General features: G+C 67.0%; 23 protein-coding genes. 14 read left to right on the forward strand and 9 right to left on the reverse strand.

Features of this window, described 5'->3' with window-relative positions:
• The first annotated feature begins 29 nt into the window (after positions 1-29).
• From G3W89_RS07190 to G3W89_RS07255, 14 genes are all read left to right on the forward strand, one after another.
• The gene (locus G3W89_RS07190; RefSeq protein ID WP_162577369.1) at positions 30-620 is read left to right on the forward strand and encodes a DUF3305 domain-containing protein; all 591 of its coding nucleotides are present in this window, start codon (positions 30-32) and stop codon (positions 618-620) included.
• Entirely contained in the window at positions 613-1,206 is a 594-nt protein-coding gene (locus G3W89_RS07195) for a DUF3306 domain-containing protein (protein WP_162573443.1), read from the forward strand. Before G3W89_RS07190 ends, G3W89_RS07195 begins: the two co-directional genes overlap by 8 nt.
• The gene (locus G3W89_RS07200) at positions 1,166-3,244 is read left to right on the forward strand and encodes a 4Fe-4S dicluster domain-containing protein (protein WP_162577368.1); all 2,079 of its coding nucleotides are present in this window, start codon (positions 1,166-1,168) and stop codon (positions 3,242-3,244) included. The genes G3W89_RS07195 and G3W89_RS07200 overlap by 41 nt, the downstream gene beginning before the upstream one ends.
• 55 nt (positions 3,245-3,299) lie before the next feature.
• On the forward strand, positions 3,300-3,917 hold the full coding sequence (locus tag G3W89_RS07205) for a TorD/DmsD family molecular chaperone (RefSeq protein ID WP_162573444.1): 618 nt from the start codon (positions 3,300-3,302) through the stop codon (positions 3,915-3,917).
• Positions 3,918-4,029: 112 nt separating this feature from the next.
• Positions 4,030-4,254, forward strand: a complete 225-nt coding sequence (locus tag G3W89_RS07210; protein WP_162573445.1) for a formate dehydrogenase — start codon at positions 4,030-4,032, stop codon at positions 4,252-4,254.
• 13 nt (positions 4,255-4,267) lie between these two features.
• The gene (locus G3W89_RS07215; protein ID WP_162573446.1) at positions 4,268-7,261 is read left to right on the forward strand and encodes a formate dehydrogenase subunit alpha; all 2,994 of its coding nucleotides are present in this window, start codon (positions 4,268-4,270) and stop codon (positions 7,259-7,261) included.
• A 13-nt stretch (positions 7,262-7,274) separates the two neighbouring features.
• Complete coding sequence (fdh3B, locus tag G3W89_RS07220) at positions 7,275-7,895, forward strand: formate dehydrogenase FDH3 subunit beta (RefSeq protein WP_068680177.1); 621 nt, start codon at positions 7,275-7,277, stop codon at positions 7,893-7,895.
• Positions 7,892-8,167, forward strand: coding sequence for a hypothetical protein (locus G3W89_RS07225; RefSeq protein ID WP_162573447.1), 276 nt, complete (start codon positions 7,892-7,894; stop codon positions 8,165-8,167). Before fdh3B ends, G3W89_RS07225 begins: the two co-directional genes overlap by 4 nt.
• 22 nt (positions 8,168-8,189) lie before the next feature.
• The gene (locus G3W89_RS07230) at positions 8,190-9,440 is read left to right on the forward strand and encodes a formate dehydrogenase subunit gamma (RefSeq protein WP_232076385.1); all 1,251 of its coding nucleotides are present in this window, start codon (positions 8,190-8,192) and stop codon (positions 9,438-9,440) included.
• Entirely contained in the window at positions 9,437-9,829 is a 393-nt protein-coding gene (locus G3W89_RS07235) for a hypothetical protein (protein WP_162573448.1), read from the forward strand. The genes G3W89_RS07230 and G3W89_RS07235 overlap by 4 nt, the downstream gene beginning before the upstream one ends.
• Positions 9,826-10,683 (forward strand): formate dehydrogenase accessory sulfurtransferase FdhD, encoded by an 858-nt coding sequence (locus tag G3W89_RS07240; RefSeq protein ID WP_162573449.1) that lies wholly within the window; start codon positions 9,826-9,828, stop codon positions 10,681-10,683. Before G3W89_RS07235 ends, G3W89_RS07240 begins: the two co-directional genes overlap by 4 nt.
• 58 nt (positions 10,684-10,741) lie before the next feature.
• A complete protein-coding gene (locus G3W89_RS07245; RefSeq protein WP_162573450.1) occupies positions 10,742-13,261 on the forward strand; it encodes an ABC transporter permease in 2,520 nt (839 codons plus the stop codon).
• Positions 13,262-13,298: 37 nt separating this feature from the next.
• The gene (locus tag G3W89_RS07250) at positions 13,299-14,672 is read left to right on the forward strand and encodes a pyridoxal-phosphate dependent enzyme (protein WP_162573451.1); all 1,374 of its coding nucleotides are present in this window, start codon (positions 13,299-13,301) and stop codon (positions 14,670-14,672) included.
• Entirely contained in the window at positions 14,669-15,880 is a 1,212-nt protein-coding gene (locus G3W89_RS07255; RefSeq protein WP_162573452.1) for a trans-sulfuration enzyme family protein, read from the forward strand. Before G3W89_RS07250 ends, G3W89_RS07255 begins: the two co-directional genes overlap by 4 nt.
• Here the strand turns inward: G3W89_RS07255 and G3W89_RS07260 are convergent.
• The 9 genes from G3W89_RS07260 to G3W89_RS07300 form a co-directional block, all read right to left on the reverse strand.
• The gene (locus tag G3W89_RS07260; protein ID WP_162573453.1) at positions 15,877-17,031 is read right to left on the reverse strand and encodes a hypothetical protein; all 1,155 of its coding nucleotides are present in this window, start codon (positions 17,029-17,031) and stop codon (positions 15,877-15,879) included. The genes G3W89_RS07255 and G3W89_RS07260 overlap by 4 nt on opposite strands.
• A 3-nt stretch (positions 17,032-17,034) precedes the next feature.
• On the reverse strand, positions 17,035-18,018 hold the full coding sequence (locus G3W89_RS07265; RefSeq protein WP_162573454.1) for a hypothetical protein: 984 nt from the start codon (positions 18,016-18,018) through the stop codon (positions 17,035-17,037).
• 182 nt (positions 18,019-18,200) lie between these two features.
• The gene (locus G3W89_RS07270; protein WP_162573455.1) at positions 18,201-18,785 is read right to left on the reverse strand and encodes a DUF3501 family protein; all 585 of its coding nucleotides are present in this window, start codon (positions 18,783-18,785) and stop codon (positions 18,201-18,203) included.
• 5 nt (positions 18,786-18,790) lie between these two features.
• Complete coding sequence (locus G3W89_RS07275; RefSeq protein ID WP_162573456.1) at positions 18,791-20,143, reverse strand: (Fe-S)-binding protein; 1,353 nt, start codon at positions 20,141-20,143, stop codon at positions 18,791-18,793.
• An 83-nt stretch (positions 20,144-20,226) separates the two neighbouring features.
• Complete coding sequence (locus G3W89_RS07280; protein WP_162573457.1) at positions 20,227-20,649, reverse strand: rubrerythrin family protein; 423 nt, start codon at positions 20,647-20,649, stop codon at positions 20,227-20,229.
• Positions 20,650-20,781: 132 nt separating this feature from the next.
• The gene (locus tag G3W89_RS07285; protein ID WP_162573458.1) at positions 20,782-21,795 is read right to left on the reverse strand and encodes an isopenicillin N synthase family dioxygenase; all 1,014 of its coding nucleotides are present in this window, start codon (positions 21,793-21,795) and stop codon (positions 20,782-20,784) included.
• 13 nt (positions 21,796-21,808) lie between these two features.
• Positions 21,809-22,552: an amino acid ABC transporter ATP-binding protein gene (locus G3W89_RS07290; protein ID WP_162573459.1), complete on the reverse strand. Its 744-nt coding sequence runs from the start codon at positions 22,550-22,552 to the stop codon at positions 21,809-21,811.
• The gene (locus G3W89_RS07295) at positions 22,549-23,259 is read right to left on the reverse strand and encodes an amino acid ABC transporter permease (RefSeq protein WP_162573460.1); all 711 of its coding nucleotides are present in this window, start codon (positions 23,257-23,259) and stop codon (positions 22,549-22,551) included. Before G3W89_RS07295 ends, G3W89_RS07290 begins: the two co-directional genes overlap by 4 nt.
• A gap of 16 nt (positions 23,260-23,275) precedes the next feature.
• Entirely contained in the window at positions 23,276-23,971 is a 696-nt protein-coding gene (locus G3W89_RS07300) for an amino acid ABC transporter permease (RefSeq protein WP_162573461.1), read from the reverse strand.
• Between the last annotated feature and the right edge of the window lie 91 nt (positions 23,972-24,062).

The raw sequence follows: 24,062 nt of genomic DNA on the forward strand, positions 1-24,062 counted from the left end.
ACGTGCCGCATTCGGCTATCGTCGGGCGCATGAACCCGTCCTCCGATCCCAACATCGACCCCGGCGCGCGCCCCTCGCTGGAAGTCGCGGTCGTGATGCGGCGCGAGCGGCTGCACGGGCCCTCCAGCCACTGGCAGCCCTGGCGCTGGATGCTCGAGGGCGTGGTGCCCGACGAACCCGGCTTCGGCAGTGCGCCGCGCCTGCTGCAGCAGGACGACGAGGTGCAGCGCTGGCTGCACCCCGGCTTCAAGGTCGAATTGTTTCGCGATGACACCGAAGGATACGAACTCAACGCGACGACACCCGCGCCCGGATGGTTCGTGCTGTGGCGCCTCGAGGAAGAAGCCACCGTGGCGCCCGAGCCGATCGCCCGGCCGGTGGTGGTGACCCTGAGCTACAACGAAGCCGGCCGCTGGCTGGATGCGCAGGAGAACGTCGAGCAAGTGCCGGCGCCGCCCGAGGTGGTGGAATGGCTGCGCACCTGGGTCGACGAGCATCACGTGGCCGAGCCCAAGCGCCGCCAGCGGCCGCAGAGCTTCAGGCCGCTCGTGGACCGATTCGGCAACGCGGCCAGCGTGTCGACGGAGAAGAAGCGCGGGCGCGGAGCGGGCGATGTCTGAGGGATTTTTCGAGCGCTGGTCACGGCGCAAGCAGCAGGTGAGGGAAGGGGAGGTGCCGGAGGAAGTGGTGCTGCCTGCGGAGGCTGCGCCGGTTGCCGAGGCTGCGCCCCCCCAGCCCAACCCTTTGCCGGAACGGGAGGGAGAAATACCGCCTCCGACGCTGGCGGACACTGAAGCCCTGACCTCGGATTCCGACTTCAAGCCCTTCCTCGCCAGCAACGTCGCGCCCGAGGTCAAGAACGCCGCGCTCAAGAAGCTGTTCGCCGCTCCGCATTTCAATGTCATGGATGGCCTCGACACTTACATCGACGACTATTCCGTTTCGACCCCCGTGCCGGAGAACGTCCTGCGCCAGATGGCGAGCGCGAAGTTCATGAAGCTGTTCGACGAACAGCCCGACAAAAACCCTGAGGGCGACGCCCCGCCGGACGTGGCACAGTCGACCACCACCGACCCCGTTCCCAGCCAGCCGGTTGCCGCCGATGCGCAGCCGGCACGCCAAGAAGCCGATGACCACCACGCTGATCTGCGACTGCAACAAGACGATGCCGCTCGAGCCGAAGACCCTCGGCGCGGCGCTGGCTGAAACACTGCCCCTCCATTCCGCGCTGTGCCGCCGCGAGGCGCCGGCCTTCCAGCGCGCGATCCAGTCCGGCGATGACGTGGTCGTGGCCTGCACACAGGAAAAGCGGCTGTTCGGCGAGCTTGCGCAGCAAACGCCCGGCGCCGAATCGCCGATCCGGTTCGTCAACATCCGCGAGACCGGCGGCTGGAGCCGCGATGCGGCGGGTGCCAGCCCCAAGATTGCGGCGCTGCTCGCGCAGGCGCGCCTGCCGGAGCCTGAGCCGGTCGGCGTGGTCAGCTACAAGAGCCAGGGACGGGTGCTGGTGGTCGGTGCGCTCGACGAGGCGGAGCGCATTGCCGCGCTGCTGGCGGACACGCTGGAGATCACGATCTTCTCGCGCGGCCCCGGCAACGCAGGCGGTCTGCAGGAGCGCCGCTGGCCCGTCATTTCCGGCCGCCTCGATGCGCTCGTCGGGTGGCTCGGCGCCTTCCAGCTGCGCTGGACACGCGACAACGCGATCGACCTCGACCTGTGCACCCGCTGCAATGCCTGCCTCGTGGCCTGTCCCGAGCAGGCGATCGGGCTGGACTACCAGATCGACAACGAGAAGTGCCGGTCGCACCGCGATTGCGAGCGCGCCTGCACCGTGGCCGGCGCCATCGACTTCAGCCGCCCGGCCGAGGCCGTCGAAGTCGGCTTCGACCTGGTACTCGACCTGGGTGAGACGCCGCTCATCGACTGGCACGCGCCGCCTCAAGGCTACTTTCACCTGCGCGGCGGCCTGGCGAATGTGCAGACGCCTTCGACCTTGCTGCAACTGCGCGAACTCGTGGGCGAGTTCGAGAAGCCCAAGTTCTTCGACTACCGACAGAAGCTCTGCGCCCACAGCCGCAACGAGCAAGTGGGCTGCAACGCCTGCATCGACGTCTGCTCGGCCCATGCGGTGAGCAGCGACAAGGCGCGCCAGCGCATCGTCGTCAATCCGAACCTTTGCGTTGGCTGCGGCGCCTGTACCACCGTGTGCCCGACGGGCGCGCTGGCCTACGCCTATCCGCATGCGCCCGATCAGGGGACCCGGCTGCGCACGCTGCTGTCCACCTATGCGTTGGCGGGTGGGCGCGATGCGGTTCTGCTGCTGCACGGCCGCGAAGGCGGCCAGGTCCTGATCGAGCAGCTGGGCCGCGAGGCGCGGCTCGGCCGCGCGCAGGGCGTCCCGGCCCAGGTGATTCCGGTCGGGCTCTGGCACGCGGCGAGCACCGGCATCGACCTGTGGCTGAGCGCCGTCGCCTTCGGCGCCTCGCAGGTGGCGGTGCTGGCGACCGGCGAGGAGGCGCCTGCGTACATCGATGCGCTGCGCGCGCAAATGGACGTCGCGCAGGCCGTGCTCGCGGGCCTGGGCTATACCGGCACGCATTTCCGGCTGATCGAGGCGGGCCAGCCCGCGGCGCTGGACCAGGCGCTGGCGCAACTGTGCGAAGCGCATCCGCAACGCCCTGCGGCGCCTGCGCGCTTCGCGATCGGTGCCGAGAAGCGCAGCACCCTCGAACTCGCGCTCGACCACCTCGTCGATGCCGCGCCTGCGATGAAGACCGGCCGCGACGCGCCGCTCGCCATCGCGCTGCCCGCGGCCTCGCCCTACGGCGCCCTCGACATCGACAAGAACAAGTGCACGATGTGCCTGGCTTGCGTGAGCGCCTGCCCCGCGAGTGCACTGCAGGACAACCCCAACGCGCCGCAGCTTCGCTTTATCGAGAAAAACTGCGTGCAGTGCGGCCTGTGCGCAAGCACCTGCCCCGAGGACGCGATCTCGCTCGTGCCGCGGCTGCTCGTGGCGCCCGAGCGCAGCCACCCGGTGGTCCTCAACGAAGCGAAGCCATGGCGCTGCATCCGCTGCGACAAGCCCTTCGGCACGCAGAAGGCCATCGAGGCCATGCTCGGCAAGCTGGTCGGCCACGCGATGTTCCAGGGCGAGGCGCTGGAGCGCCTCAAGATGTGCAGCGACTGCCGGGTCATCGACCTGTACAGCGCCTCCAACGAACTCAGGATCACGCAGCTATGAGCCGCAGGGCCGCTCCCAAGGCGAATACCGCAGCGCTTTGCGCGGAGGTCTTTTGATGAGCGAGCGCTCCCCTGTCACTTCCGCGCTCGACGAGGAGCTCGCGCGCGCCGAGCTCTACGGGCTGCTCGCGCGGCTCTGGTATGCAGCGCCCGACGCCGAGCTGCTCGCCGCCTTCCAGGTCGCGCCCACCGAGGCACCGGCCGCCGGCGCCTTCCTCGAGGAGCCGTGGCGCCAGCTGGTGGGCGTCGCGCGCGGCCTCGACGCGGCGGCAGCGCACGACGAGTACGACGCGCTCTTCGGCGGCATCGGCAAGCCCGAGGTCTACCTGTTCGGCTCGCACTACCTCAGCGGCTTCCTCAACGACAAGCCGCTTGCGCGACTGCGCGGCGACCTGGACCGGCTGGGCCTGGCGCGCGAACAGGCGGTGTCCGAGACCGAGGACCACGTGGCCTGCCTGTTCGAGGTCATGCGCTACCTGATCGCGGGCGAGGACGCCGCGATCGCCAACCTGGCGCAGCAGCAGGCCTTCTTCGCCACCCATGTGCAGCCCTGGATGGCCGCCATGTGCGATGCGGTGGCGCAGCATCCGAAGGCGCATTTCTACGCCGCGCTGGCTGCGTTGACCCGTGCCTTTGCCGAGGTCGAGGCCCAGGGCTTCGACATGCTCGACTGAGAAGCCGCCGTGAGGGGGCTTTCATTGCCGACGTATTAGGGTCTGGACTAGTATCCAAACATATGTAACTGGTTTCATATCCAGTTTTGACAGAGCCACTCCTGGAGAAGACATGCAGGACAGCCATGCCGCCGGCACCAAGCCGGCGTCCCGCCGAAGTTTTTTTGTCGGCGCCGCCTCGGTCGGCGCAGCCGCAGCTGCCGTCACGGTGCTGCCCAAGATCGTCGAGGCGCCAGCCTCCGCCGCCACGCCCGCTCCCGGGCCGGCGCCCGAGAAGGGCGGTGGCTACAGCCTGAGCGAGCACGTCAAGCGCTACTACCGGTCGACATCGGCCTGAGGAACGACACACCATGCTGCTGACCCGCAAGTCGACCGTCACCGCGCGTGACGGCGAATCGATTCACGCCTCTTCGTCTTCGTCCTCCTCGCCCTTCGTCCACAGCCTGCGGCGCGGCCTCTCCAACGCCTTGCCGACCATGGACCGGCGCGCCTTCCTGCGGCGATCGGGCCTCGGGGTCGGGGTCGGCCTGGCTGCCGGCCAGCTCACGCTCATGCGCAAGTCGCAGGCGGCCGAGGGCAGGCCCGCGGCCGTCGGCGCCGGCAAGATCGAGGTCCGGCGCACCGTCTGCACCCATTGCTCGGTCGGCTGCGCCTCCGACGCCGTGGTCGAGAACGGCGTCTGGGTCCGGCAGGAGCCGGTCTTCGACTCGCCGCTCAATCTCGGCGCCCACTGCGCCAAGGGCGCCGCGCTGCGCGAGCACGGCCACGGCGAGTACCGGCTGCGCTACCCGATGAAGCTGGTCGACGGCAAGTACCAGCGCATCGGCTGGGACCAGGCGCTCGACGAGATCACCGCCAGGCTCAAGGAACTGCGCCAGGCCAGCGGGCCCGATTCGGTCTACTGGATCGGCTCCAGCAAGCACAGCAACGAGCAGTCGTACCTGATGCGCAAGTTCGTGAGCTTCTTCGGCAGCAACAACTGCGACCACCAGGCGCGCATCTGCCACTCGACCACCGTCGCGGGTGTCGCGAACACATGGGGCTACGGCGCCATGACCAATTCGTACAACGACATGCGCAACTCCAAGGTCGCGCTCTACATCGGTTCGAACGCCGCCGAGGCGCATCCCGTGAGCATGCTGCACATGCTGCATGCCAAGGAAAACGGCTGCAAGATGATCGTGGTCGATCCGCGGTTCACGCGCACCGCCGCCAAGGCCGACGAGTACGTGCGCATCCGGTCCGGGTCCGACATCCCCTTCCTGTTCGGCCTGCTGCACCACATCTTCAAGAACGGCTGGGAAGACAAGAAGTACATCAACGACCGCGTCTTCGGCATGGAGGAGGTGCGTGCCGACGTGCTGGCCAAGTGGACGCCCGACAAGGTCGAGGAGGCCTGCGGCGTCAAGGAAGCCCAGATGGTGAAGATCGCGACCTGGCTCAACGAGAACCGCCCCGGCACCATCGTCTGGTGCATGGGCCAGACCCAGCACAGCATCGGCAACGCCATGGTGCGCGCCTCCTGCATCCTGCAGCTGGCGCTGGGGAACGTGGGCAAGTCGGGCGGCGGTACCAACATCTTCCGCGGCCACGACAACGTGCAGGGCGCCACCGACGTGGGCCCCAACCCCGACTCGCTGCCCGGCTACTACGGCATCGCCGACGGCGCATGGAAGCACTTCGCCGCTGCGTGGGGCGTGGACTACGAGTGGATCAAGAAGCAGTTCGCCTCGCCCGCGATGATGACCAAGCCCGGCATCACGGTCTCGCGCTGGATCGACGGCGTGCTCGAGAAGAACGAGCTGATCGACCAGGACTCCAATCTGCGCGGCGTCTTCTACTGGGGCCATGCACCCAATTCGCAGACCCGCGGCCTCGAGATGAAGCGGGCGATGGACAAGCTCGACCTGCTGGTGGTGGTCGACCCGTACCCCTCGGCGACCGCGGCCATGGCCGCCATGCCGGGCCGGCCCGAGGACCTGAACCCCAAGCGCGCGGTCTACCTGTTGCCGGCCTGCACCCAGTTCGAGACCAGCGGCTCAGTCACCGCGTCGAACCGCTCGCTGCAATGGCGCGAGAAGGTCATCGAGCCGCTGTGGGAGAGCCGCAGCGACCAGATGATCATGCAGCAGTTCGCCGACCGGCTCGGCTTCGGCAAGGAGCTCAGCAAGAACTACCGCATGCAGAAGGTCAAGGGCCTTGACGAGCCCATCCCCGACGACATCCTGCGCGAGATCAACAAGAGCTGCTGGACCATCGGCTACACCGGCCAGAGTCCCGAGCGCCTGCAGGCCCACATGCGCAACATGGGCGCCTTCGATGTACGCACGCTGCGCGCCAAGACGGGCAAGGACAAGGTCAACGGCTACGACCTCACGGGCGACTACTTCGGCTTGCCCTGGCCTTGCTACGGCACGCCCGAGCTCAAGCACCCAGGCAGCGCCAACCTCTACGACACCACGCGGCACGTGATGGACGGCGGCGGCAACTTCCGCGCCAACTTCGGCGTGGAGCGCAACGGCAAGAACCTGCTGGCCGAGGACGGTTCGCACTCGCTGGGTGCCGAGATCACCACCGGCTATCCGGAGTTCGACCACCTGCTGCTGAAGAAGCTCGGCTGGTGGGACGAGCTCACCGATGCCGAGAAGGCCAAGGCCGAGGGCAAGAACTGGAAGACCGACTCCTCGGGCGGCATCATCCGCGTGACCATGAAGAACCACGGCTGCCACGTCTTCGGCAATGCCAAGGCGCGTGCGCTGGTGTGGAACTTCCCCGACGCCATCCCGCAGCACCGGGAGCCGCTGTACGGTACGCGGCCAGACCTGATGGCCAAGTACCCGACCCACGACGACAAGATGGCCTTCTGGCGGCTGCCCACTCTCTACAAGAGCGTGCAGCAGAAGAACATCGCGGACAAGTTGGCCGAGAAGTTCCCCTACATCATGACCTCCGGCCGCCTGGTCGAGTACGAGGGCGGCGGCGAGGAGACCCGCTCCAACCCCTGGCTCGCCGAGCTGCAGCAGGAGATGTTCATCGAGATCAACCCCAAGGTCGCAGCCGAGAAGAACATCCGCAACGGCGAGCGCGCCTGGGTCCACACGCCTACCGGTGCCAGGCTCAACGTGCAGGCGCTGGTCACCGAGCGAGTGGGGCCGGACACCGTCTTCATGCCCTTCCACTTCTCGGGCCACTGGCAGGGCGCGGACATGCTGGCCTACTACCCGGCCGGCGCGGCGCCGGTGGTGCGCGGCGAGGCGATCAACACCTCGACCACCTATGGCTACGACAGCGTGACCATGATGCAAGAGACCAAGACCACCATCTGCAACGTCGAGAAGGCGTAGAGGAAGCACCACGATGGCAAGAATGAAATTCGTCTGCGACGCCGAGCGCTGCATCGAGTGCAACGGCTGCGTGACTGCCTGCAAGAACGAGAACGAGGTGCCCTGGGGCGTGAACCGCCGCCGGGTCGTCACGCTCAACGACGGGGTACCGGGCGAGAAGTCGATCTCGGTGGCCTGCATGCATTGCTCCGACGCGCCCTGCATGGCGGTGTGCCCGGTGCAATGCTTCTACCGCACGGAAGAGGGCGTCGTGCTGCACGACAAGGACGTGTGCATCGGCTGCGGCTACTGCTCCTACGCCTGCCCCTTCGGTGCCCCGCAGTTCCCGGCCCAGGGTACCTTCGGCGCGCGCGGCAAGATGGACAAGTGCACCTTCTGCGCCGGCGGCCCCGAGGCCAACGGCTCGCAGGCCGAGTTCGAGAAGTACGGGCGCAACCGCCTGGCCGAGGGCAAGCTTCCGGCCTGCGCCGAGATGTGCTCGACGAAGGCGTTGCTGGCCGGCGACGGCGACGTGGTGGCCGACATCTTCCGCACGCGCGTTCTGCACCGCGGCAAGGGCGCCGAGGTCTGGGGCTGGGGCACGGCCTACGGCTCGCAGCAGGCCGGCACGCCGACCAACGGGGGCACGAAATGAGGCGCCTGGCGCTGATCGCAGCGGCTTCGGCGGCCGTGGCCTTGCTCGCCGCGTGCGGCGAGAAGCCGCAGACCAACGCCCAGGGCGTGAAGTACGACGCCCCGCCGTGGAGCGGCACCAGCACCGGCACCGGCTCGAATGCCGGCACGCAGGCGACCACCGGAACGGCGTTCACCGCCTCGGGCTGGAACGTGGGCGACAAGAACGCCTGGCAGCAGCACCTCAAGGTGCGCACGCAGAACGGCCAGAACGACTACACCCGCGACAACTGAAGAAGCGCAAGGAGGCTGCTGCATGAGCTGCATCAACAAGCTGCTGAACGCCCTGACGCTGAGCGTCGCGCTGACGTCTGCGCTGGCCTGCGGCCTGGCCATGGCGCAGACGTCGAATCCCGTTGCCGGCGGTGCCGTCAGCGGCGCACCCGCGCCGCAGGCGCCTTCGGTCGAAGCCCCCGCGGCGCAGCAGCCCGGCGGCATCCGCAGCCAGAACATCTTCGAGGTCAAGCCCGAGGCCAGCGCCGATCCGAACTACTTCCAGCAGAGCAACGGCGAGCGCATGAAGGTGCAGCCCGGCAACAACGCGCCGATGTGGCGGCAGGTGGGGCAGGGTGTGACCGGCTACAGCAGCCTGCCCGTGACGCAGGCGCCCGAGGCCGGCAACCTGATCCAGCCCTTCGTGAAGTACCCGGGCTCGCGCCTGACCAACGCCGGCGAGGCCTGGCGCCAGGTGCGCAACGAGTGGATCATTCCCTACGGTGCCGCGTTTCTCTTCGTCGTGCTGCTGGCGATCGCCATCTACTACTTCACGCATGGGCCGATCCGTGAGCACGGTGCACCCACGGGTCGCAAGATCGAGCGCTTCACGCCCTTCGAGCGCGCCACCCACTGGTCGAACGCGATCGCCTTCGTGGTGCTGGCCGTCTCGGGCCTGGTGATGGCTTTTGGCCAGTTCTTCCTGCTGCCGATCATCGGCGCGTCGCTCTTCGGCGGCTTGACCTACGCGCTCAAGACTCTCCACAACTTCGTCGGGCCGCTGTTCGTGGTTTCGCTGGTGCTGATGTTCTTCACCTTCGTGCGCGACAACCTGCCGAGCATGGCCGACCTGAAATGGATGGCCAAGCTGGGTGGCCTGTTCGGCAGCCACGAGCCGCCGTCGCATCGCTTCAACGCGGGAGAGAAACTGGTCTTCTGGGGCGGCGTGCTGGTGCTGGGCGCAATCATCGCCGGCTCGGGCCTGTTCCTCGACAAGCTGCTGCCGGGCTTCGTCTACACGCGCGGCGAGATGCAGGTTGCGCACATGATCCATGCCGTGTCGACCATCCTGATGATGGCGATGATCCTCGGCCACATCTACATCGGCACGATCGGCATGACGGGGGCCTACGATGCCATGCGCCACGGCTACGTGGACGAAACGTGGGCACGCGAGCACCACGCGTATTGGTACGACGACATCGTCGCCGGCAAGATACCGGCACAGCGCAGCGCCGAGCTTCCCCCCGCCATGCCGGTGACCACCGCCCGCATCGAAGGAAACCCCTCATGAAGAAGATCGTGATCGCATGCGGGCTGGCGCTGGCCGCCAGCGCATTCGCCAAGCTGCCCCCGCCGTCCGCCACGCCCGAAGCCAAGGCCAAGGCCGCAGAAGCCGCCGCCAAGACGGCATGGACCGGAAAGGTCGAGGCTTACCAGTTGTGCCAGTCTCAGGACAAGGTGGCGGCCAAGTACCGCGCGGACGCAGCGGCCGCCGGCAAGCAGTTGCCACCGCCGCCGCCTTCGCTTCCCGCCTGCGCCGACCCGGGCCCCTTTGCCTTCACGCCTGCGGAGCAGAAGCCGCTCGAAACATCGGGCGCGCACTCGCCGCCCGGCAACGCCTCGTCGCCCCCGAGCAATAACCAGCCCGCCGCGGTCCTCAATCCCACGCCGAAACAGTGACGCATGCCGCGCCGCTTCCGCGCCTGACCTCGGCCCATGCCGAGCTCACGCGCGAAGTGGAAGTCATCGACGAGCATGGCGAGCACGGTTCGGTCTCGATTCCGGCCGAACGCGACCTGACGGTCTACGTCGACCGGCGTGAGCTCGTGACGTTGATGACGCTCGGTGCCCAGCCCGAATTGCTCGTGCTCGGCTACCTGCTGAACCAGCGGCTCATCGAGTCCGCGGCGGACGTCGAATCGATCACGGTCGACTGGGAGGTGGGCGCCGCGGCCGTGAAGACCCATGCCGGCATCGACCGCATCGAGGAGCGCACCGCCAAGAAGGTGGTCACCACCGGCTGCGGCCAGGGCAGCGTGTTCGGCGAGCTGATGGCGGGCATCGATCGGCTGCAACTGCCTGCGACGCGCATGCGCCAGTCGCAGCTCTACGCGCTGGTCAACGCGATCCGGCTCCAGGAGAGCACCTACAAGTCGGCCGGTTCGGTGCACGGCTGTGCCCTGTTCACGCTCGGCGAGGGCGACGACGACGCCCACATGCAGTGCTTCGTCGAGGACGTGGGCCGCCACAACGCCATCGACACCATCGCCGGCTGGATCGCGATGCAGCCGCCCGGGCGGCTCGAAGGCGGGCGCGTGTTCTACACCACCGGTCGCCTGACCAGCGAAATGGTGATCAAGTCGGCGCAGATGGGCGTGGCCATCGTGGTCTCGCGCAGCGGCATCACGCAGATGGGCCACGAGGTTGCCCTGCGCGTGGGCCTCTGCGCCATCGGGCGTGCGACCAACAGGCGCTTCGTCTGCTACGCGGGCTTCGAGCGGCTGATCCTGCAGCCTGAACTGGCCGTGCGTTAGGCCGTCGAGAGAGGGGATGTTTCATGCATCCCATCCGGGCATCGGCTATCGTCCCTGCATGAATGCCTCCCTCCGCCTGGGCTGGCGCACGCTCTGGCGCGATCTGCGCGCCGGCGAGCTGCGCCTTCTGATCGTCGCCGTGCTGCTCGCGGTGGCTGCGCTGACCGCCGTCGGCTTCTTCGCCGACCGGCTCAAGGGCGGCCTGCAGCGCGATGCGCGCCAGCTGATCGGGGGGGACGCCGTGCTCGCGAGCGACAACCCGACCCCCGAAGTCTTCATCGAGCGCGCCCGCGCCCTCGGCCTGCAGACCGCCGGTACCTATGGCTTTCCGACGATGGCGCGTGCCAGCGATGAACAGGGCGGCGCGGCCAAGCTGGTCGCGCTCAAGGCGGTAGAGGCCGGCTATCCGCTGCGCGGCAGCCTGCAGGTCAGCACCGCGCCTGGCGCGCCAGGGCAGCCCACGCGCGAGGTGCCCGCGTCCGGCCAGGTCTGGGTCGACGCCTCGCTGCTGGAAGCGCTGGGTCTCAAGATGGGCGACACGCTGCTGCTGGGCGATGCCGGCTTGCGCATCGCACGCGTGATCACGCTCGAGCCCGACCGCGGCGCCGGCTTCATGAGCTTTGCGCCGCGCGTCATGCTCAACCAGGCGGATGTGCCGCGCACCGGGCTCGTGCAGCCGGCCAGCCGCGTCAGCTATCGCTTCGCGGTGGCCGGGGACACCGCCGCGGTCAAGCGATTCAGCGACTGGGCCGACGCGACCCTCAAGAAGGGCGAGCTGCGCGGCATCCGGCTCGACTCCTTCGAGAGCGGCCGCCCCGAAATGCGCCAGACGCTGGACCGCGCCGAAAAATTCCTCAACCTGGTTGCGCTGCTGGCTGCACTGCTGTCCGCCGTGGCGGTGGCACTGGCGGCGCGCGGCTTCGCGGCCAACCACCTCGACGACTGCGCCATGCTGCGGGTGCTGGGCCAGAGCCAGCGCACCATCGCGCAGGCTTACGCCTTCGAGTTCGCTGCCATCGGCCTCGCCGCCAGCGCACTGGGCGTTGCGATCGGTTTCGCCGTGCACTACGTCTTCGTGCTGCTGCTCGCCGGCCTGGTCGAGGCTTCGCTGCCCGCGCCCAGCTTGTGGCCGGTGGCGTTCGGGCTCGGCATGGGGCTCACGCTGCTCTTCGCCTTCGGGCTGCCGCCGGTGCTGCAGCTCGCACAGGTGCCGCCACTGCGCGTGATCCGGCGCGACGTGGGCGGCCTCAAGCCTGCCTCGATCGCGGTGCTGGGACTCGGCGTTGCCGGCTTCGCGGCCCTGCTGCTGGCAGCCAGCAGCGATCTCAAGCTGGGCCTGATCGCCGTCGGCGGCTTCGCGGCTGCGGTGGCGGTCTTCGCCGTGCTGAGCTGGCTGGCGGTGCTGCTGCTGCGCCGCAGCGTCAACGAGACGACCGCACCGCGCTGGCTGGTACTGGCCACGCGCCAGATCTCGGCGCGGCCGGCCTACGCGGTGGTGCAGGTCAGCGCGCTGGCCGTGGGCCTGCTCGCGCTGGTGCTGCTGGTGCTGCTGCGTACCGACCTGGTCGCGAGCTGGCGCCGTGCCTCGCCGCCCGATGCGCCCAACCGCTTCGTGATCAACGTGATGCCCGACCAGAGCGAGGCGTTTCGCCAGGCGCTGCAGGCCGGCGGGGTCAAGAAGTACGACTGGTATCCGATGATCCGAGGGCGCCTGGTCGCGGTCAACGACAAGCCGGTCTCGCCTGATGACTACGCGGACGACCGCGCCAAGCGCCTGGTCGACCGCGAGTTCAACCTGAGCAACGCTGCCGAGCGGCCGCCGCACAACGAAGTCGTGGCCGGCAGCTGGGAGCCCGAGAAGAAGGGCGACGTGAGCGTGGAGCAGGGCCTGATGGAGACGCTGGGCCTCAAGCTCGGCGACCGGCTGCGCTTCGACATCGGCGGCCAGCAGAACGAGGCGCGCATCGCATCCGTGCGCAAGGTCGACTGGGGCTCGATGCACGCCAACTTCTTCGTGATGTACACCGTCAGCTCGCTCGGCAACGATGTCCCCGTCACCTACATGAGCGCCTTCCGGGCGCCCGACCGTCCGGGCTTCGACAACGCCCTGGTGCGCACCTTCCCCAACGTCACCAACGTGGACATGAGCGCCACCATTGGCCAGGTGCAGCGCGTGCTCGACCAGGTGATCCGCGCGGTGGAGTTCCTGTTCGGCTTCACGCTCGCGGCGGGCCTGGTGGTGCTGTTCGCGGCCGTCACCGCCACGCGCGAGGAGCGGGCGCGCGAGTTCGCGGTGATGCGCGCGGTGGGTGCGCGCGGCAGCCTGCTGCGGCAGGTGCAGCGCGCGGAGCTCGTGGGCGTGGGCCTGCTGGCCGGCTTCCTGGCCAGCATCGTGGCCTCACTCATCGGCTGGGGTCTGGCGCGCTACGTGTTCGACTTCAGCTGGACCGCCTCGCCGCTGGTTCCGCTCGCCGGCTCGCTGGCTGGCGCCGTGCTCGCGCTGGCAGCCGGCTGGTGGGGCCTGCGCGAGGTGCTGCGCAGGCCGGTGGTCGATACGCTCAGGCGCGCAGCAGAATAGGCCCGGCGCGGCTACGATCGTGCGAGAGGTGATCCGCATGACGACCGAGACCCGCCCCGCCGTCCTCGACCTGATCGGCAACACGCCGCTGGTGCGCGTCACGCGCCTGGACACCGGCCCTTGCACCCTCTTTCTCAAGCTCGAATCGCAAAACCCCGGCGGCTCGATCAAGGACCGCGTCGGCGTCGCGATGATCGATGCGGCCGAACGCGACGGGCGCCTGCAGCCCGGCGGCACGGTGGTCGAGGCCACGGCCGGCAACACCGGCCTCGGCCTGGCGCTGGTGGCACGCGCCAAGGGCTACCGCGTGGTGCTGGTGGTGCCCGACAAGATGTCGACCGAGAAGGTGCTGCACCTCAAGGCACTGGGTGCGGAGGTCCACACCACGCGCTCGGACGTGGGCAAGGGCCATCCCGAGTACTACCAGGACTATGCGGCGCGGCTCGCGCGGGAGATTCCCGGCGCCTTCTTCGCCGACCAGTTCAACAACCCCGACAACCCGCTCGCGCATGCCGCGAGCACCGGGCCCGAGATCTGGCAGCAGTGCGGGCATGACGTGGACGCGATCGTCGTCGGCGTCGGGTCGGGCGGCACCGTCACCGGGCTCACGCGCTACTTCCGCGAGGTGCAGCCGGCGCTCTTCTTCGTGCTGGCCGATCCGGCGGGCTCGGTGGTTGCCGAGTACACGCGCAGCGGCTCGGTGGGCGAGGCCGGGTCGTGGGCGGTGGAGGGCATCGGCGAGGACTTCATCCCCGGCATCGCCGATCTCTCCGGCGTGAAGAAGGCCTACTCGATCAGCGACGAGGAAAGCTTCGGCGCCGCGCGCGAGCTGCTGCGGGCCGAGGGCATTCTCGGCGGCTCCTCCACCGGCACGCTGCTGGCTGCGGCGCTGCGCTTCTGCCGCGAGCAGACCAGGCCGCTGCGGGTCGTGAGCTTCGTCTGCGACACCGGGACCCGCTATCTCTCGAAGGTCTACAACGACCAGTGGATGCTCGACCAGGGCCTGCTCGCGCGCGAGCGCTTCGGCGACCTGCGCGACGTGGTGTCGCGCCGTTTCGAGGAGGGCAGCGTGATCAGCGTCGGCCCTGAAGACACGCTGCTGACCGCTTTCCAGCGCATGCGGCTGGCGGACGTGTCGCAGCTGCCGGTGCTGGAGGGCACGCAGCTCGTCGGCGTGATCGACGAGTCCGACCTGCTGATGAGCGTGCACACGGATGCCGGCCGCTTCCGCTCGAGCGTGAAGAGCGCCATGACCGACCTGCCAGAGACCTTGCCTGCCAGTGCCAGCCTGCCTGAGCTCGAAGCCGTGCTCGACCGCGGCTTGGTCGCGATGATCGCGGACGAGGCCGGCTTCCACGGGCTCATCACCCGCACCGACCTGCTCAACCATCTCCGGAGAAAGCTGAAGTGAACCAAGACAGGAACTCCCACGACGGACTTGCGTTCGCCACCCGCGTGATCCACGCGGGTCAGGCGCCCGACCCTTCGACGGGCGCGATCATGCCGCCCATCTACGCCACCTCGACCTATGTGCAGCAGAGCCCCGGCGTGCACAAGGGCCTGGACTACGGCCGCTCGCACAACCCCACGCGCTGGGCGCTGGAGCGCTGCGTGGCCGACCTCGAAGGCGGCTCCGCGGCCTTTGCCTTCGCCTCCGGCCTGGCCGCGATCTCGACCACGCTGGAGCTGCTGGACGCCAATGCCCACATCGTCTCGGGCGACGACGTCTATGGCGGCACCTTCCGCTTGTTCGAGCGCGTGCGCGCGCGCAGCGCGGGGCACCGCTTCAGCTTCGTCGACCTGACCGATCCGGCGCGGCTGCTGCAGGCGCTGACGCCCGAGACGCGCATGGTGTGGGTCGAGACGCCGACCAATCCGCTGCTGCGGCTGGCCGACCTGCGCGCCATTGCCGCGATCTGCCGCGAGCGCGGCATCCTCTGCGTGGCCGACAACACCTTCGCGAGCCCCTGGGTGCAGCGCCCGCTGGAACTGGGCTTCGACATCGTGGTGCACTCGACCACCAAGTACCTCAACGGCCATTCGGACGTGATCGGCGGCGTGGCCGTCGTCGGCCGGGAGGAGCGCCACGCACCCTTGCGCGAGCGGCTGGGCTTTCTGCAGAACTCGGTGGGTGCGATCGCCGGGCCCTTCGACAGCTTTCTCACCCTGCGCGGCGTGAAGACACTCGCGCTGCGCATGGAGCGGCATTGCAGCAGCGCGCTGGCGCTCGCGCAATGGCTGGAAGCGCAACCGAAGGTGGCGCGCGTGCACTACCCGGGACTTGCCTCGCACCCGCAGCACGAGCTGGCGCGGCAGCAGATGACGCAGGGCTTCGGCGGCATGATCTCGATCGACTTGAAGACCGATCTCGCCGGCACGCGGCGCTTCCTGGAGGCGGTGCGCATTTTCTCGCTGGCCGAGAGCCTGGGCGGCGTCGAGAGCCTGATCGAGCATCCGGCCATCATGACCCACGCCACCATCCCGGCCGAGACGCGTGCGCGCCTGGGCATTGGGGATGGTCTGGTGCGCTTGTCGGTGGGCGTGGAGGCGCTCGAAGACCTGCGTGCGGATCTGGCGCAGGCTTTAGAGAGAGTGAACGCCTCGCGTGATGCCGGCTAATTGAGAGGCAGAGCGGGTTCACCCCGCTGATAGGCCAATATCTCTCGTTCGAGCGAATTCCAGCCGCCCCCGATCGTCTGGTCAACAAGGCTCGCGGACGCGACGTTGCTTTCTATCCGCTGCTTGTCCCAGCTTCCGGTGTCCAGGAACTCATTCACTACGGCTCCCAGGGCTTTCTGAGCGTGATACTCTGGCTCGGCGTAGATGTTGTACAGCTTATCCAATTCGCTGAACGACTCATCGTCATTGACCTCGAGCCGGTACGCGGCCCCCCAATACAGCAGTTTCCTCAAGGCCGGCGAGAGCACTGATTGCGGATTATCGAGCTCGACGTGCCATTTTCTGAAGTTGTCGAGCCGCTTTTGAGCAGCTGCGTCACGACCGCTCTTCAGGCGGGTAATGACACCATCCAGGGTCTGTGTACTGCTCTGCTGATCCACGGGTGGATGGAGGTGTTCCTGAACGGGTGTGATCTGTCCGTCCCCGCGAGCTGGTCGCAGCGGGATTGCGGAAATACCGGATGAACTCGGCTCCGGCTTGATATGAAGGGGAGGTGCGTTGCGCTTGTCCGTGCTGACCGGAGTTGCAGCCGGTGAAATTCGATTGACTTGAGCAATGGGCTGTTTGGCTCGGTCCTGCCTGATGTATTGAAGAAGGCCTGCGTCGGTCTCACCGTGTCGACCGAGAAAATTGAGAGCCCATTTCAGGTTCGCGCCATTCTGCTGGGGATCCTCAGCCAGGATCTTGACTCTATCGTGTACGAACAAGAGTTGCGCCAACACAATCTCCACGCGAACCAGGGCTTTGAGCTGTTCCAGCTTGCTCGCTGTTGGTGGTAGTTGTGCGTGTTCAGCTTTGGAGCTCTCCAGAGCCTCCTCGAGGACCTTTGCCTTCTCTTCGAGACTGCCAAGGTTGGCGCTCTGCACTCGCTTCTTGTAATTCCCAAGCGGAGAAAACTCGGCTGCGTTTCGTGCAGCCGAGACGTCCATTGGCACATACGGGCGACCACCCCTTTGTTTCCTGATTTGAACCAGGAGTGCTGTGTCGGAATTGACCGGCTGCTCGGGCGGAGGGGGTTCCTCTGCTTGCTCTGCTGCCAGTCGATTGACCAGTTGCTGAACTTCTCTGTGATGTGTATGAAGCGGACTCATGCGTTATTTCATTTCGAATGATGTGGTGGAAAAATGCCGGTTGCGGCTGTCGAGGGGCATGTGGGGAAAATCCAAATCAGGTAGCTTGAAATTCATGTGAAATTTCTCTCTCCACATCATTGCGGACAGAGCCATTTGCCGCAGCGTTCCAGAAAGCGTTCTGTCGTCCTCAAGGTCCAGCGTGCCGAAATGGCTCGCAAACACGAGAGCCGCTTCCTGGTCGACATGCAATGTGATCTGCCCCTCGGCAGAACGAATGCGGTTCAGTTCGAGCACACGAAGCAAGACCGCTTCGGTATCCTGGCGCGGGATCGGCCCATACGAGCAGCAAATTTCGAATGTCTCCGACCCATCTTCCTTGCTGTGCAGCATTGCAATCGGTATGTCATGGACATCGAGCGCGAAGCTCAACGCCTCACCGTCCGTTGTCGGCACCGGAAAGTCCCAACCGCACCTGTTGCATGCCTTTTCCACCAAAGAAATGAACTTCGCACGATAGGCGTTGAACGATTCATCATGGATTTGCGGGCGGCAAGGGCTGTATTGCGGACGTTGCAGAAAGCCGGCTTCGCGCCACTCCGTGGCGAATTGCGAAGCGCTGATGAGGATCTCAGCGAGTGCGCCGGGCGCCATTCCCTGCAGTGGCAGGTGAAATCCGCAAGTTGCCACGTCCTCATCCGGGTCGAAGCCGATCGCCGCCAGGCGCGTTCCGTGGACGAGGTGCCTGACCGGAGTCAGTAAATTCCGCATGGTCCCTTCGACATCCTCCCGAGGCAGTGGGCCGAGGGGGATTTCAACGAAGATCTGGTCTGCGCGGCCATCGGGATCGGGATCGTGTCCGAGGACAAAGTCCGTTCCGTGGAGCCTCAAATCGAGAATCGCCGGCTCATGGATATCTTGAAGCAGGATGGGTGCGTCTTCGCCTGATTCCCGAAACAGGCCCTCTACGAGGGAGGTGAACTCGGAGCGCCATTGGCCTCGTGTCATGGGAGCATTCGTACGTGGTGGAATTCGTTCTGTAACGTCTTGGCTGCGCCGGTTCCGTGATGTTCGGTCCCGTGCTGCAACCAAGGCCTGAACGTGAACCGGGCGCCCCCACCCCGACCCTCCCCCGAACGGGGAGGGAGCAAGTCCGGCGCGATCACCGGACAGATCTGCCGCGCAGACCCCTAGGCGCCCAGGTCTCCCGCGAGGCTCGCCAGCGTCTCGGGCGGGATGACCGTCATCGCCGGGTAGTTCGTGTGGTCGCACCCGAGCTTGACCTGCGCACCCGCGCGGACCGCCGCACGCGCCGCATCGTCGAACTCGAAGCGCAGGAAATGCACCGCCGAAGTCTTCTCCTCGGTCTCGCGGTCCAGGTCCTCGTCGGCGATCGCGTAGACGCGGGCATGGCCTTCGACCTCGACGAACATGCGGTCCGCCACGCCGATGAGGCGCGCCAGTTCGCGCTTGCGCTCGTGCACGTCGGTGTACTCGATCAGCATGGTCGCCTTCCAGTTGCTGCCACCGGGCACGAGCGGAAGGTAGGCCTCGATTTCGCTGCGGATGCCGTCTTCCTCGAAGATCTTCTCGATGTGCAGCATCTCCTGGATCTGGCGGCGGATGGTGGTCTCGTCCTCGAACTGCACGCTCACGTGCTCGCCCAGGCGCACGGTGCGCAGCTTGCGGTGTGCGATGAACTCCGGCGCGCTCGACTTGCGGATCTTCGCGTAGGCCTCCAGCGTCATCAGGCTGTCGGGGGTGATCGTCGTCATCGTCGCTACTCCAGGCCGTAGGCCATGCGCACCAGGCTCAGCGGGTGCTGCAGCTTCGCCGCCGGCAACCCGTCCTGCGCCATGCCCTGCGCGATGTGGTGGCCGGCCAGCGCGCAGTCGGAGCTGATGTAGTCGGGCTCGTTCTTGGCCATGGCCTTGAACACCGGCTTGCCGATCTTCATCGCCACCGGGTGATAAGGCGTCTTCACGCCATAGGTGCCGGCATGGCCTGAGCAGCGTTCAACCGTGTTGAGCTGCACCGGGACCTTCTGGCCGATCAGCTTGAACATCTCCTCGGTCTTGCGGCCGATCTTCTGCACCCGGCCATGGCAGGGGATGTGGTAGCTGAGCTTGCCCAGCGCGGTCTTGAAGTCGGTCTTGAGCAGGCCGTCCTTGTGGCGGGCCACCAGGTACTCGAAAGGATCGAACATGGCCTGCTGCACCAGCTTCACGTCGGCATCGTCGGGGAACAGCAGCGGCAGCTCCTGCTTGAACATCAGCGTGCAGGAGGGGATGGCCGTGAGGATGGCGAAGCCGTCCTTGGCGTACTTCGCCAGCATGGGAATGTTGGCCTCCTTGTGCCTCGCCACGCCTTCCAGGTCGCCCAGCTCGAACTTGGGCATGCCGCAGCAGCTCTCCTTCGAGACGAGCGTGTAGGGAATGCCGTTGTGTCGCAGCAGCTTGATCAGGTCGAAGCCGATGCCGGGTTCGTTGTAGTTCACGTAGCAGGTCGAGAAGATCGCGACCTTGCCGGGCGTTCGCTCGCCATCGACCACCGGCTGCGTGTCATCGCACTTGGGCGCGCTCCAGCGGAAGCGCTTGGTTGCCAGGTCGGGCAGCCACGCATCGGGATGCACATGCAGCGCGCTGTCGAGCAGGCTGCGCATGGGCTTGGTCCTGTTCAGGGCGTTCACGGTCTGCACCACCACCGGTATGCCGGCGAGCTTGCCGTGCACGTCGGTGGAAGCGAGCAGCTTCTCGCCGCCTGCGACCCCGCCGTTCCTGAACTTGATGGCCTTCGCGCGCAGCATGGTGTGCGGGAAATCCACGTTCCACGGATGCGGCGGCACGTAGGGGCACTTGGTCATGTAGCAGAGGTCGCACAGGTAGCACTGGTCGACCACGCTGCCATAGTGCTTGGGGTCGACACCGTGGACCTCGCCGTCCTCCGTCGCGTCGACCAGATCGAAGAGATTCGGGAAGGCCTGGCACAGGCTCACGCAGCGACGGCATCCGTGGCAGATGTCGAAGATGCGCGTCATCTCGCGCTCGCAGGCGGTCTGGTCGTAGAACTCGGGGTTCTTCCAGTCCACCGGGTGGCGCGTCGGCGCCTCGAGATTGCCTTCTCGATTCGTCATGGATTTGCCCGTTGCCTGGCGCGCGGCGTCGGCGGGCGGGACCGTGCAAGAAGCCCCCGCCTGCGCAGCGCTCGCGCGAGGCCTCAGTCGACCAGCGCCTCGAGCGCCTTGGTGTAGCGGTTCGCGTGCGAGCGCTCGGCCTTGGCCAGCGTCTCGAACCAGTTCGCGATCTCGTCGAAACCGTCTTCGCGGGCCTGCTTGGCCATCCCCGGGTACATGTCGGTGTACTCGTGGGTCTCGCCGGCGACGGCTGCCTTGAGGTTCAGGCGGCTGTCTCCGATCGGCAGGCCGGTGGCCGGGTCGCCCGAGCCATTCTCGAGGAACTCCAGGTGGCCGTGCGCATGGCCGGTCTCGCCTTCGGCGGTGGAGCGGAACAGCGCTGCGACATCGTTCTGGCCTTCGATGTCGGCCTTGTTCGCGAAGTAGAGGTAGCGTCTGTTGGCCTGGGATTCGCCTGCAAAGGCGTCCTTCAGGTTCTGCTCGGTTCTCGATCCCTTCAAGTCCATGGCTGTCTCCTCGGATTGGCTAGGCAAGTGGAACCGTCGCTACCGGCGGCAGCGGCGCCATCGCAATCTACACCATGCAGCGGCGCGTGCCATATAAAGCCTCAATGGAGATCATTGAGGCAGGCAATGAGCTCAGCCCGGCAGCACGGCCCCACGCAGCTGCGGGAACACCTTGGACACCTTGGCGAGCAGGTAGTCGCCGTAGATGCCGTCGAAGGCATGCACGTTGGCCCGGTCCCAGCGCGTGGCGCTGTCGTCGACCACGGCAGGCCGGGGCAGGCCTTCGATGGGCTTCACGCGGGCGTGGAAGTTGGGGTCGAAGAAGAGCGGAAAGGACAGGCGGTCTCGCCCCGAGGTATTGCGGACCACGCGGTGCGGCGTCGAGCGATAGAGCCCGCCAGTCATGCGGTCCAGCATATCGCCGATGTTGATCACGAAGGCGTCGGGCACCGGCGCGGCGTCGATCCAGGCATCGCCGGTGCGCACCTGCAGGCCGCCGATATCGTCCTGGCGCAGGATCGTGAGCAGGCCGTAGTCGGTGTGCTCGCCCACGCCCCAGGCGACATCGAGTCCCTGCGGCACCGGCTGGGTCGGGTAGTTGAAGAGACGGAACAGGATCAGCGGATTGGCTGTGTAGCGCTCGGCAAAGTAGGACGCTTCGAGACCCAGGCTCAGGGCGATACCCTCCATCAGCTGGTGGCCGAGGCGCGTGGCGGCGGCCATGTAGTCGAGGATCGTTTGCCTGAAGCCGGGAATGTCCGGGAACAGGTTGTGCCCGTGCACCGGCGTGCGCGCCAGCACCAGGGGATCGTCCTCGGGCAGTTCGGTACCGAGGTAGAGACCTTCCTTCCAGTCGGGCCGGCCGGAGGTGAGCTCGCCGCCGGTCGGAAAGTAGCCGCGCCAGGCGCGCCCGCCCAGTTCCATGCGCCACTGCATCTTGGTGGCTTCGGGCAATGCAAAGAAGGCACGGCTCAGGTCTTCGAGGCGCCGGGTCAGCGCAGGGTCGACGCCATGACCGGTGACATAGAAGAAGCCGTGCGCGCGGCACGCCTCGCCAATCCGCGCAGCGACTTCGGCGCGCTCCGGGGCTCGCGTCACCAGCGGCGCGATCTCGATCACGGGCAGCGAAGGGGACGATGCGTTCATCTCGTGCAGCGTATCAAACGGCATGGGCGAAGGGTGTGCGGATGTCGGCAAGAAACTGCTGCGCGCGCGGGTGTTGCGGGCGGTTGAAGAAGTCGTCGGGCGTCGCACGCTCCAGCACGCGGCCGGCGTCCATGAAGAGCACGCGATCGGCCACGTCGCGCGCGAAGCCCATCTCATGCGTCACGACCACCATGGTCATTCCCTCGCGCGTGAGATCGCGCATGACCAGCAGCACCTCGCCCACCATCTCGGGGTCGAGCGCGCTGGTCGGCTCGTCGAAAAGCATCAGCGGCGGCTGCATGGCCAGTGCCCGTGCGATCGCCACGCGTTGCTGCTGGCCGCCCGACAGTTCGGACGGAAATGCATCGGCCTTGTTCGCCAGGCCGACGCGCTCGAGCAGTGCCATCGCGCGCTCCGTGGCTTCCGTGCGCGACAGGCCGCGCAACTGGATCGGCGCCAGCGTGCAGTTGCCCATGACCGTGAGATGCGGGAACAGGTTGAACTGCTGGAACACGAAGCCGATGTGCGATCGGAACTCGTTGATGTCGATGCCGCGTGCATGGATGTCCTTCCCATCGACCGTGATGCGGCCGGACTGGATGGGCTCGAGGCGATTGATGGTGCGGATCAGCGTGGACTTGCCCGAGCCCGAGGGCCCGCAGACCACCACCACCTCGCCGCGGGCGATCGTCTCGCTCACGTCGACCAGCGCGTGATAGTCGCCATACCATTTGTCGACCTTGTCGAATTCGATCATGCGGGTGCCTCGGGTGCTTTGCGGGCCGTGGTGCGCCGGCCGGTGCGCCGCTCCAGCCAGTAGGCGAAGCGCGAAAGCCCGAAGCACATCACGAAATAGCTGAGGCCGAGGACCAGGTACACCTGGACCGGCTTGGTGAAGACCTGCGTGTTGATCTGCGAGGCGATGAAGGACACCTCCGCCAACCCGATGATGTAGCCCAGCGAGGTCTCCTTGATGGTGGAGACGAACTGGTTCACCAGCGAGGGAAGCATGCTGCGCAGGGCCTGCGGCAGCACCACGAAGCGCATCGTGCGTCCCCAGCCCAGGCCGAGTGAGCGGGCGCTCTCGACCTGGCCGCGCGGCAGCCCGAGGATGCCGGCGCGCACGATCTCGCCGATGTAGATGCCATCGAAGACCACCAGTGCGATGAGCATGGTGGTGAACTGGTCGGTCTTGATGCCGGTCACGCTGGGCAGGAAGAAGTAGGCCCAGAAAACCACCATCAGCAGCGGCGTGCCGCGCACCACGAAGGCCACCGTGGTGACCGGCCACCGCAGCCAGCGCCAGGGGCTGACACGCGCCAGGCCCAGCAGCAGGCCGAACGGCAGGGCGAGCACCAGGCCCAGGGCAGCCAGCACGACGGTCAGCGCCAGGCCGCCGAGCGGGCCGTTGGGGTACTGGCCAATCAGGAAGTAGACCCAGTAGTCGCGGACGAGTTCGATCACGATGCGCCTTTTCGCCTCATAGCGCCCGCGGCGGAAAGCGGTACTGGTACCAGCTGGCTGCGCCCGTGATCAGCATCGAGACCGTGAGGTATGCGGCGGTGGCGAAGGCGAAGGACTCGGCACTGCGGAAGGTGGCGCTCTCCACCTGCCCGGCCTGGTACATCAGCTCGGCCACGCCGATCACGGTGGCAATGCTGGTGCCCTTCCAGAGGTTGAGGGTCTGCGAGATCAGCGGCGGGATAGTGACGCGCAACGCCTGCGGCAGGATGACCCGGCGCATGGTCGCCAGGAAGCCGAAGCCCAGCGCACGACCCGCTTCCATCTGTACCGCGGGAATGGCGCGGATGCCGCTGCGGATGTCCTCGGCCATGTACGCCGCGGTGTAGAGGCCCAGCGCCACCACAGCGCTCATCGCCTCGATGCGGCCGGCATAAAGGCGTTGCTTGATGTCCTCGGGCAGCAGCTCGGGCGCGCCGAAATACCAGAACAGCATGTGCGCGAGGAGCGGGATGTTGCGGATCGATTCGACGTAGGCGAAGCCCAGCCCGCGCAAGGCGGCCACGGGCGACAGGCGCAGCAGCGCCACCGCGAGCGCGATCGGCAGGGCCAGCATCAGCGAGGCGGCCAGCAGCTGCAGCGAGAGCAGGAAGCCCGCGACCAGCATGTCGTGGTACTTCCCGGTGAGAAGCAGGGAATAGTCGAAGAGCGGCATGGGCGATTGGATGCGACCGCGCCCCGGCGCGCGGCCGCGGGGCCCATGGTACGCATCCCTGAAGCGCCTGAAGCGCCTGAACCTGGGGCGC

The organism is Variovorax sp. PBL-H6 (assembly GCF_901827155.1).
Taxonomy (GTDB): domain Bacteria; phylum Pseudomonadota; class Gammaproteobacteria; order Burkholderiales; family Burkholderiaceae_C; genus Variovorax.

What these genes read in the sequence shown, in the direction of transcription:
- G3W89_RS07285 (WP_162573458.1), bottom strand. Translation starts at nt 21,795, where the DNA reads ATGAACGCATCGTCCCCTTCGCTGCCCGTGATCGAGATCGCGCCGCTG.
- G3W89_RS07235 (WP_162573448.1), top strand. Translation starts at nt 9,437, where the DNA reads ATGAAGAAGATCGTGATCGCATGCGGGCTGGCGCTGGCCGCCAGCGCA.
- G3W89_RS07225 (WP_162573447.1), top strand. Translation starts at nt 7,892, where the DNA reads ATGAGGCGCCTGGCGCTGATCGCAGCGGCTTCGGCGGCCGTGGCCTTG.
- G3W89_RS07280 (WP_162573457.1), bottom strand. Translation starts at nt 20,649, where the DNA reads ATGGACTTGAAGGGATCGAGAACCGAGCAGAACCTGAAGGACGCCTTT.
- G3W89_RS07200 (WP_162577368.1), top strand. Translation starts at nt 1,166, where the DNA reads ATGCCGCTCGAGCCGAAGACCCTCGGCGCGGCGCTGGCTGAAACACTG.
- G3W89_RS07275 (WP_162573456.1), bottom strand. Translation starts at nt 20,143, where the DNA reads ATGACGAATCGAGAAGGCAATCTCGAGGCGCCGACGCGCCACCCGGTG.
- G3W89_RS07290 (WP_162573459.1), bottom strand. Translation starts at nt 22,552, where the DNA reads ATGATCGAATTCGACAAGGTCGACAAATGGTATGGCGACTATCACGCG.
- G3W89_RS07205 (WP_162573444.1), top strand. Translation starts at nt 3,300, where the DNA reads ATGAGCGAGCGCTCCCCTGTCACTTCCGCGCTCGACGAGGAGCTCGCG.
- G3W89_RS07265 (WP_162573454.1), bottom strand. Translation starts at nt 18,018, where the DNA reads ATGACACGAGGCCAATGGCGCTCCGAGTTCACCTCCCTCGTAGAGGGC.
- G3W89_RS07190 (WP_162577369.1), top strand. Translation starts at nt 30, where the DNA reads ATGAACCCGTCCTCCGATCCCAACATCGACCCCGGCGCGCGCCCCTCG.
- G3W89_RS07270 (WP_162573455.1), bottom strand. Translation starts at nt 18,785, where the DNA reads ATGACGACGATCACCCCCGACAGCCTGATGACGCTGGAGGCCTACGCG.
- G3W89_RS07300 (WP_162573461.1), bottom strand. Translation starts at nt 23,971, where the DNA reads ATGCCGCTCTTCGACTATTCCCTGCTTCTCACCGGGAAGTACCACGAC.
- G3W89_RS07250 (WP_162573451.1), top strand. Translation starts at nt 13,299, where the DNA reads ATGACGACCGAGACCCGCCCCGCCGTCCTCGACCTGATCGGCAACACG.
- G3W89_RS07195 (WP_162573443.1), top strand. Translation starts at nt 613, where the DNA reads ATGTCTGAGGGATTTTTCGAGCGCTGGTCACGGCGCAAGCAGCAGGTG.
- G3W89_RS07230 (WP_232076385.1), top strand. Translation starts at nt 8,190, where the DNA reads ATGAGCTGCATCAACAAGCTGCTGAACGCCCTGACGCTGAGCGTCGCG.
- G3W89_RS07215 (WP_162573446.1), top strand. Translation starts at nt 4,268, where the DNA reads ATGCTGCTGACCCGCAAGTCGACCGTCACCGCGCGTGACGGCGAATCG.
- G3W89_RS07260 (WP_162573453.1), bottom strand. Translation starts at nt 17,031, where the DNA reads ATGAGTCCGCTTCATACACATCACAGAGAAGTTCAGCAACTGGTCAAT.
- fdh3B (WP_068680177.1), top strand. Translation starts at nt 7,275, where the DNA reads ATGGCAAGAATGAAATTCGTCTGCGACGCCGAGCGCTGCATCGAGTGC.
- G3W89_RS07245 (WP_162573450.1), top strand. Translation starts at nt 10,742, where the DNA reads ATGAATGCCTCCCTCCGCCTGGGCTGGCGCACGCTCTGGCGCGATCTG.
- G3W89_RS07210 (WP_162573445.1), top strand. Translation starts at nt 4,030, where the DNA reads ATGCAGGACAGCCATGCCGCCGGCACCAAGCCGGCGTCCCGCCGAAGT.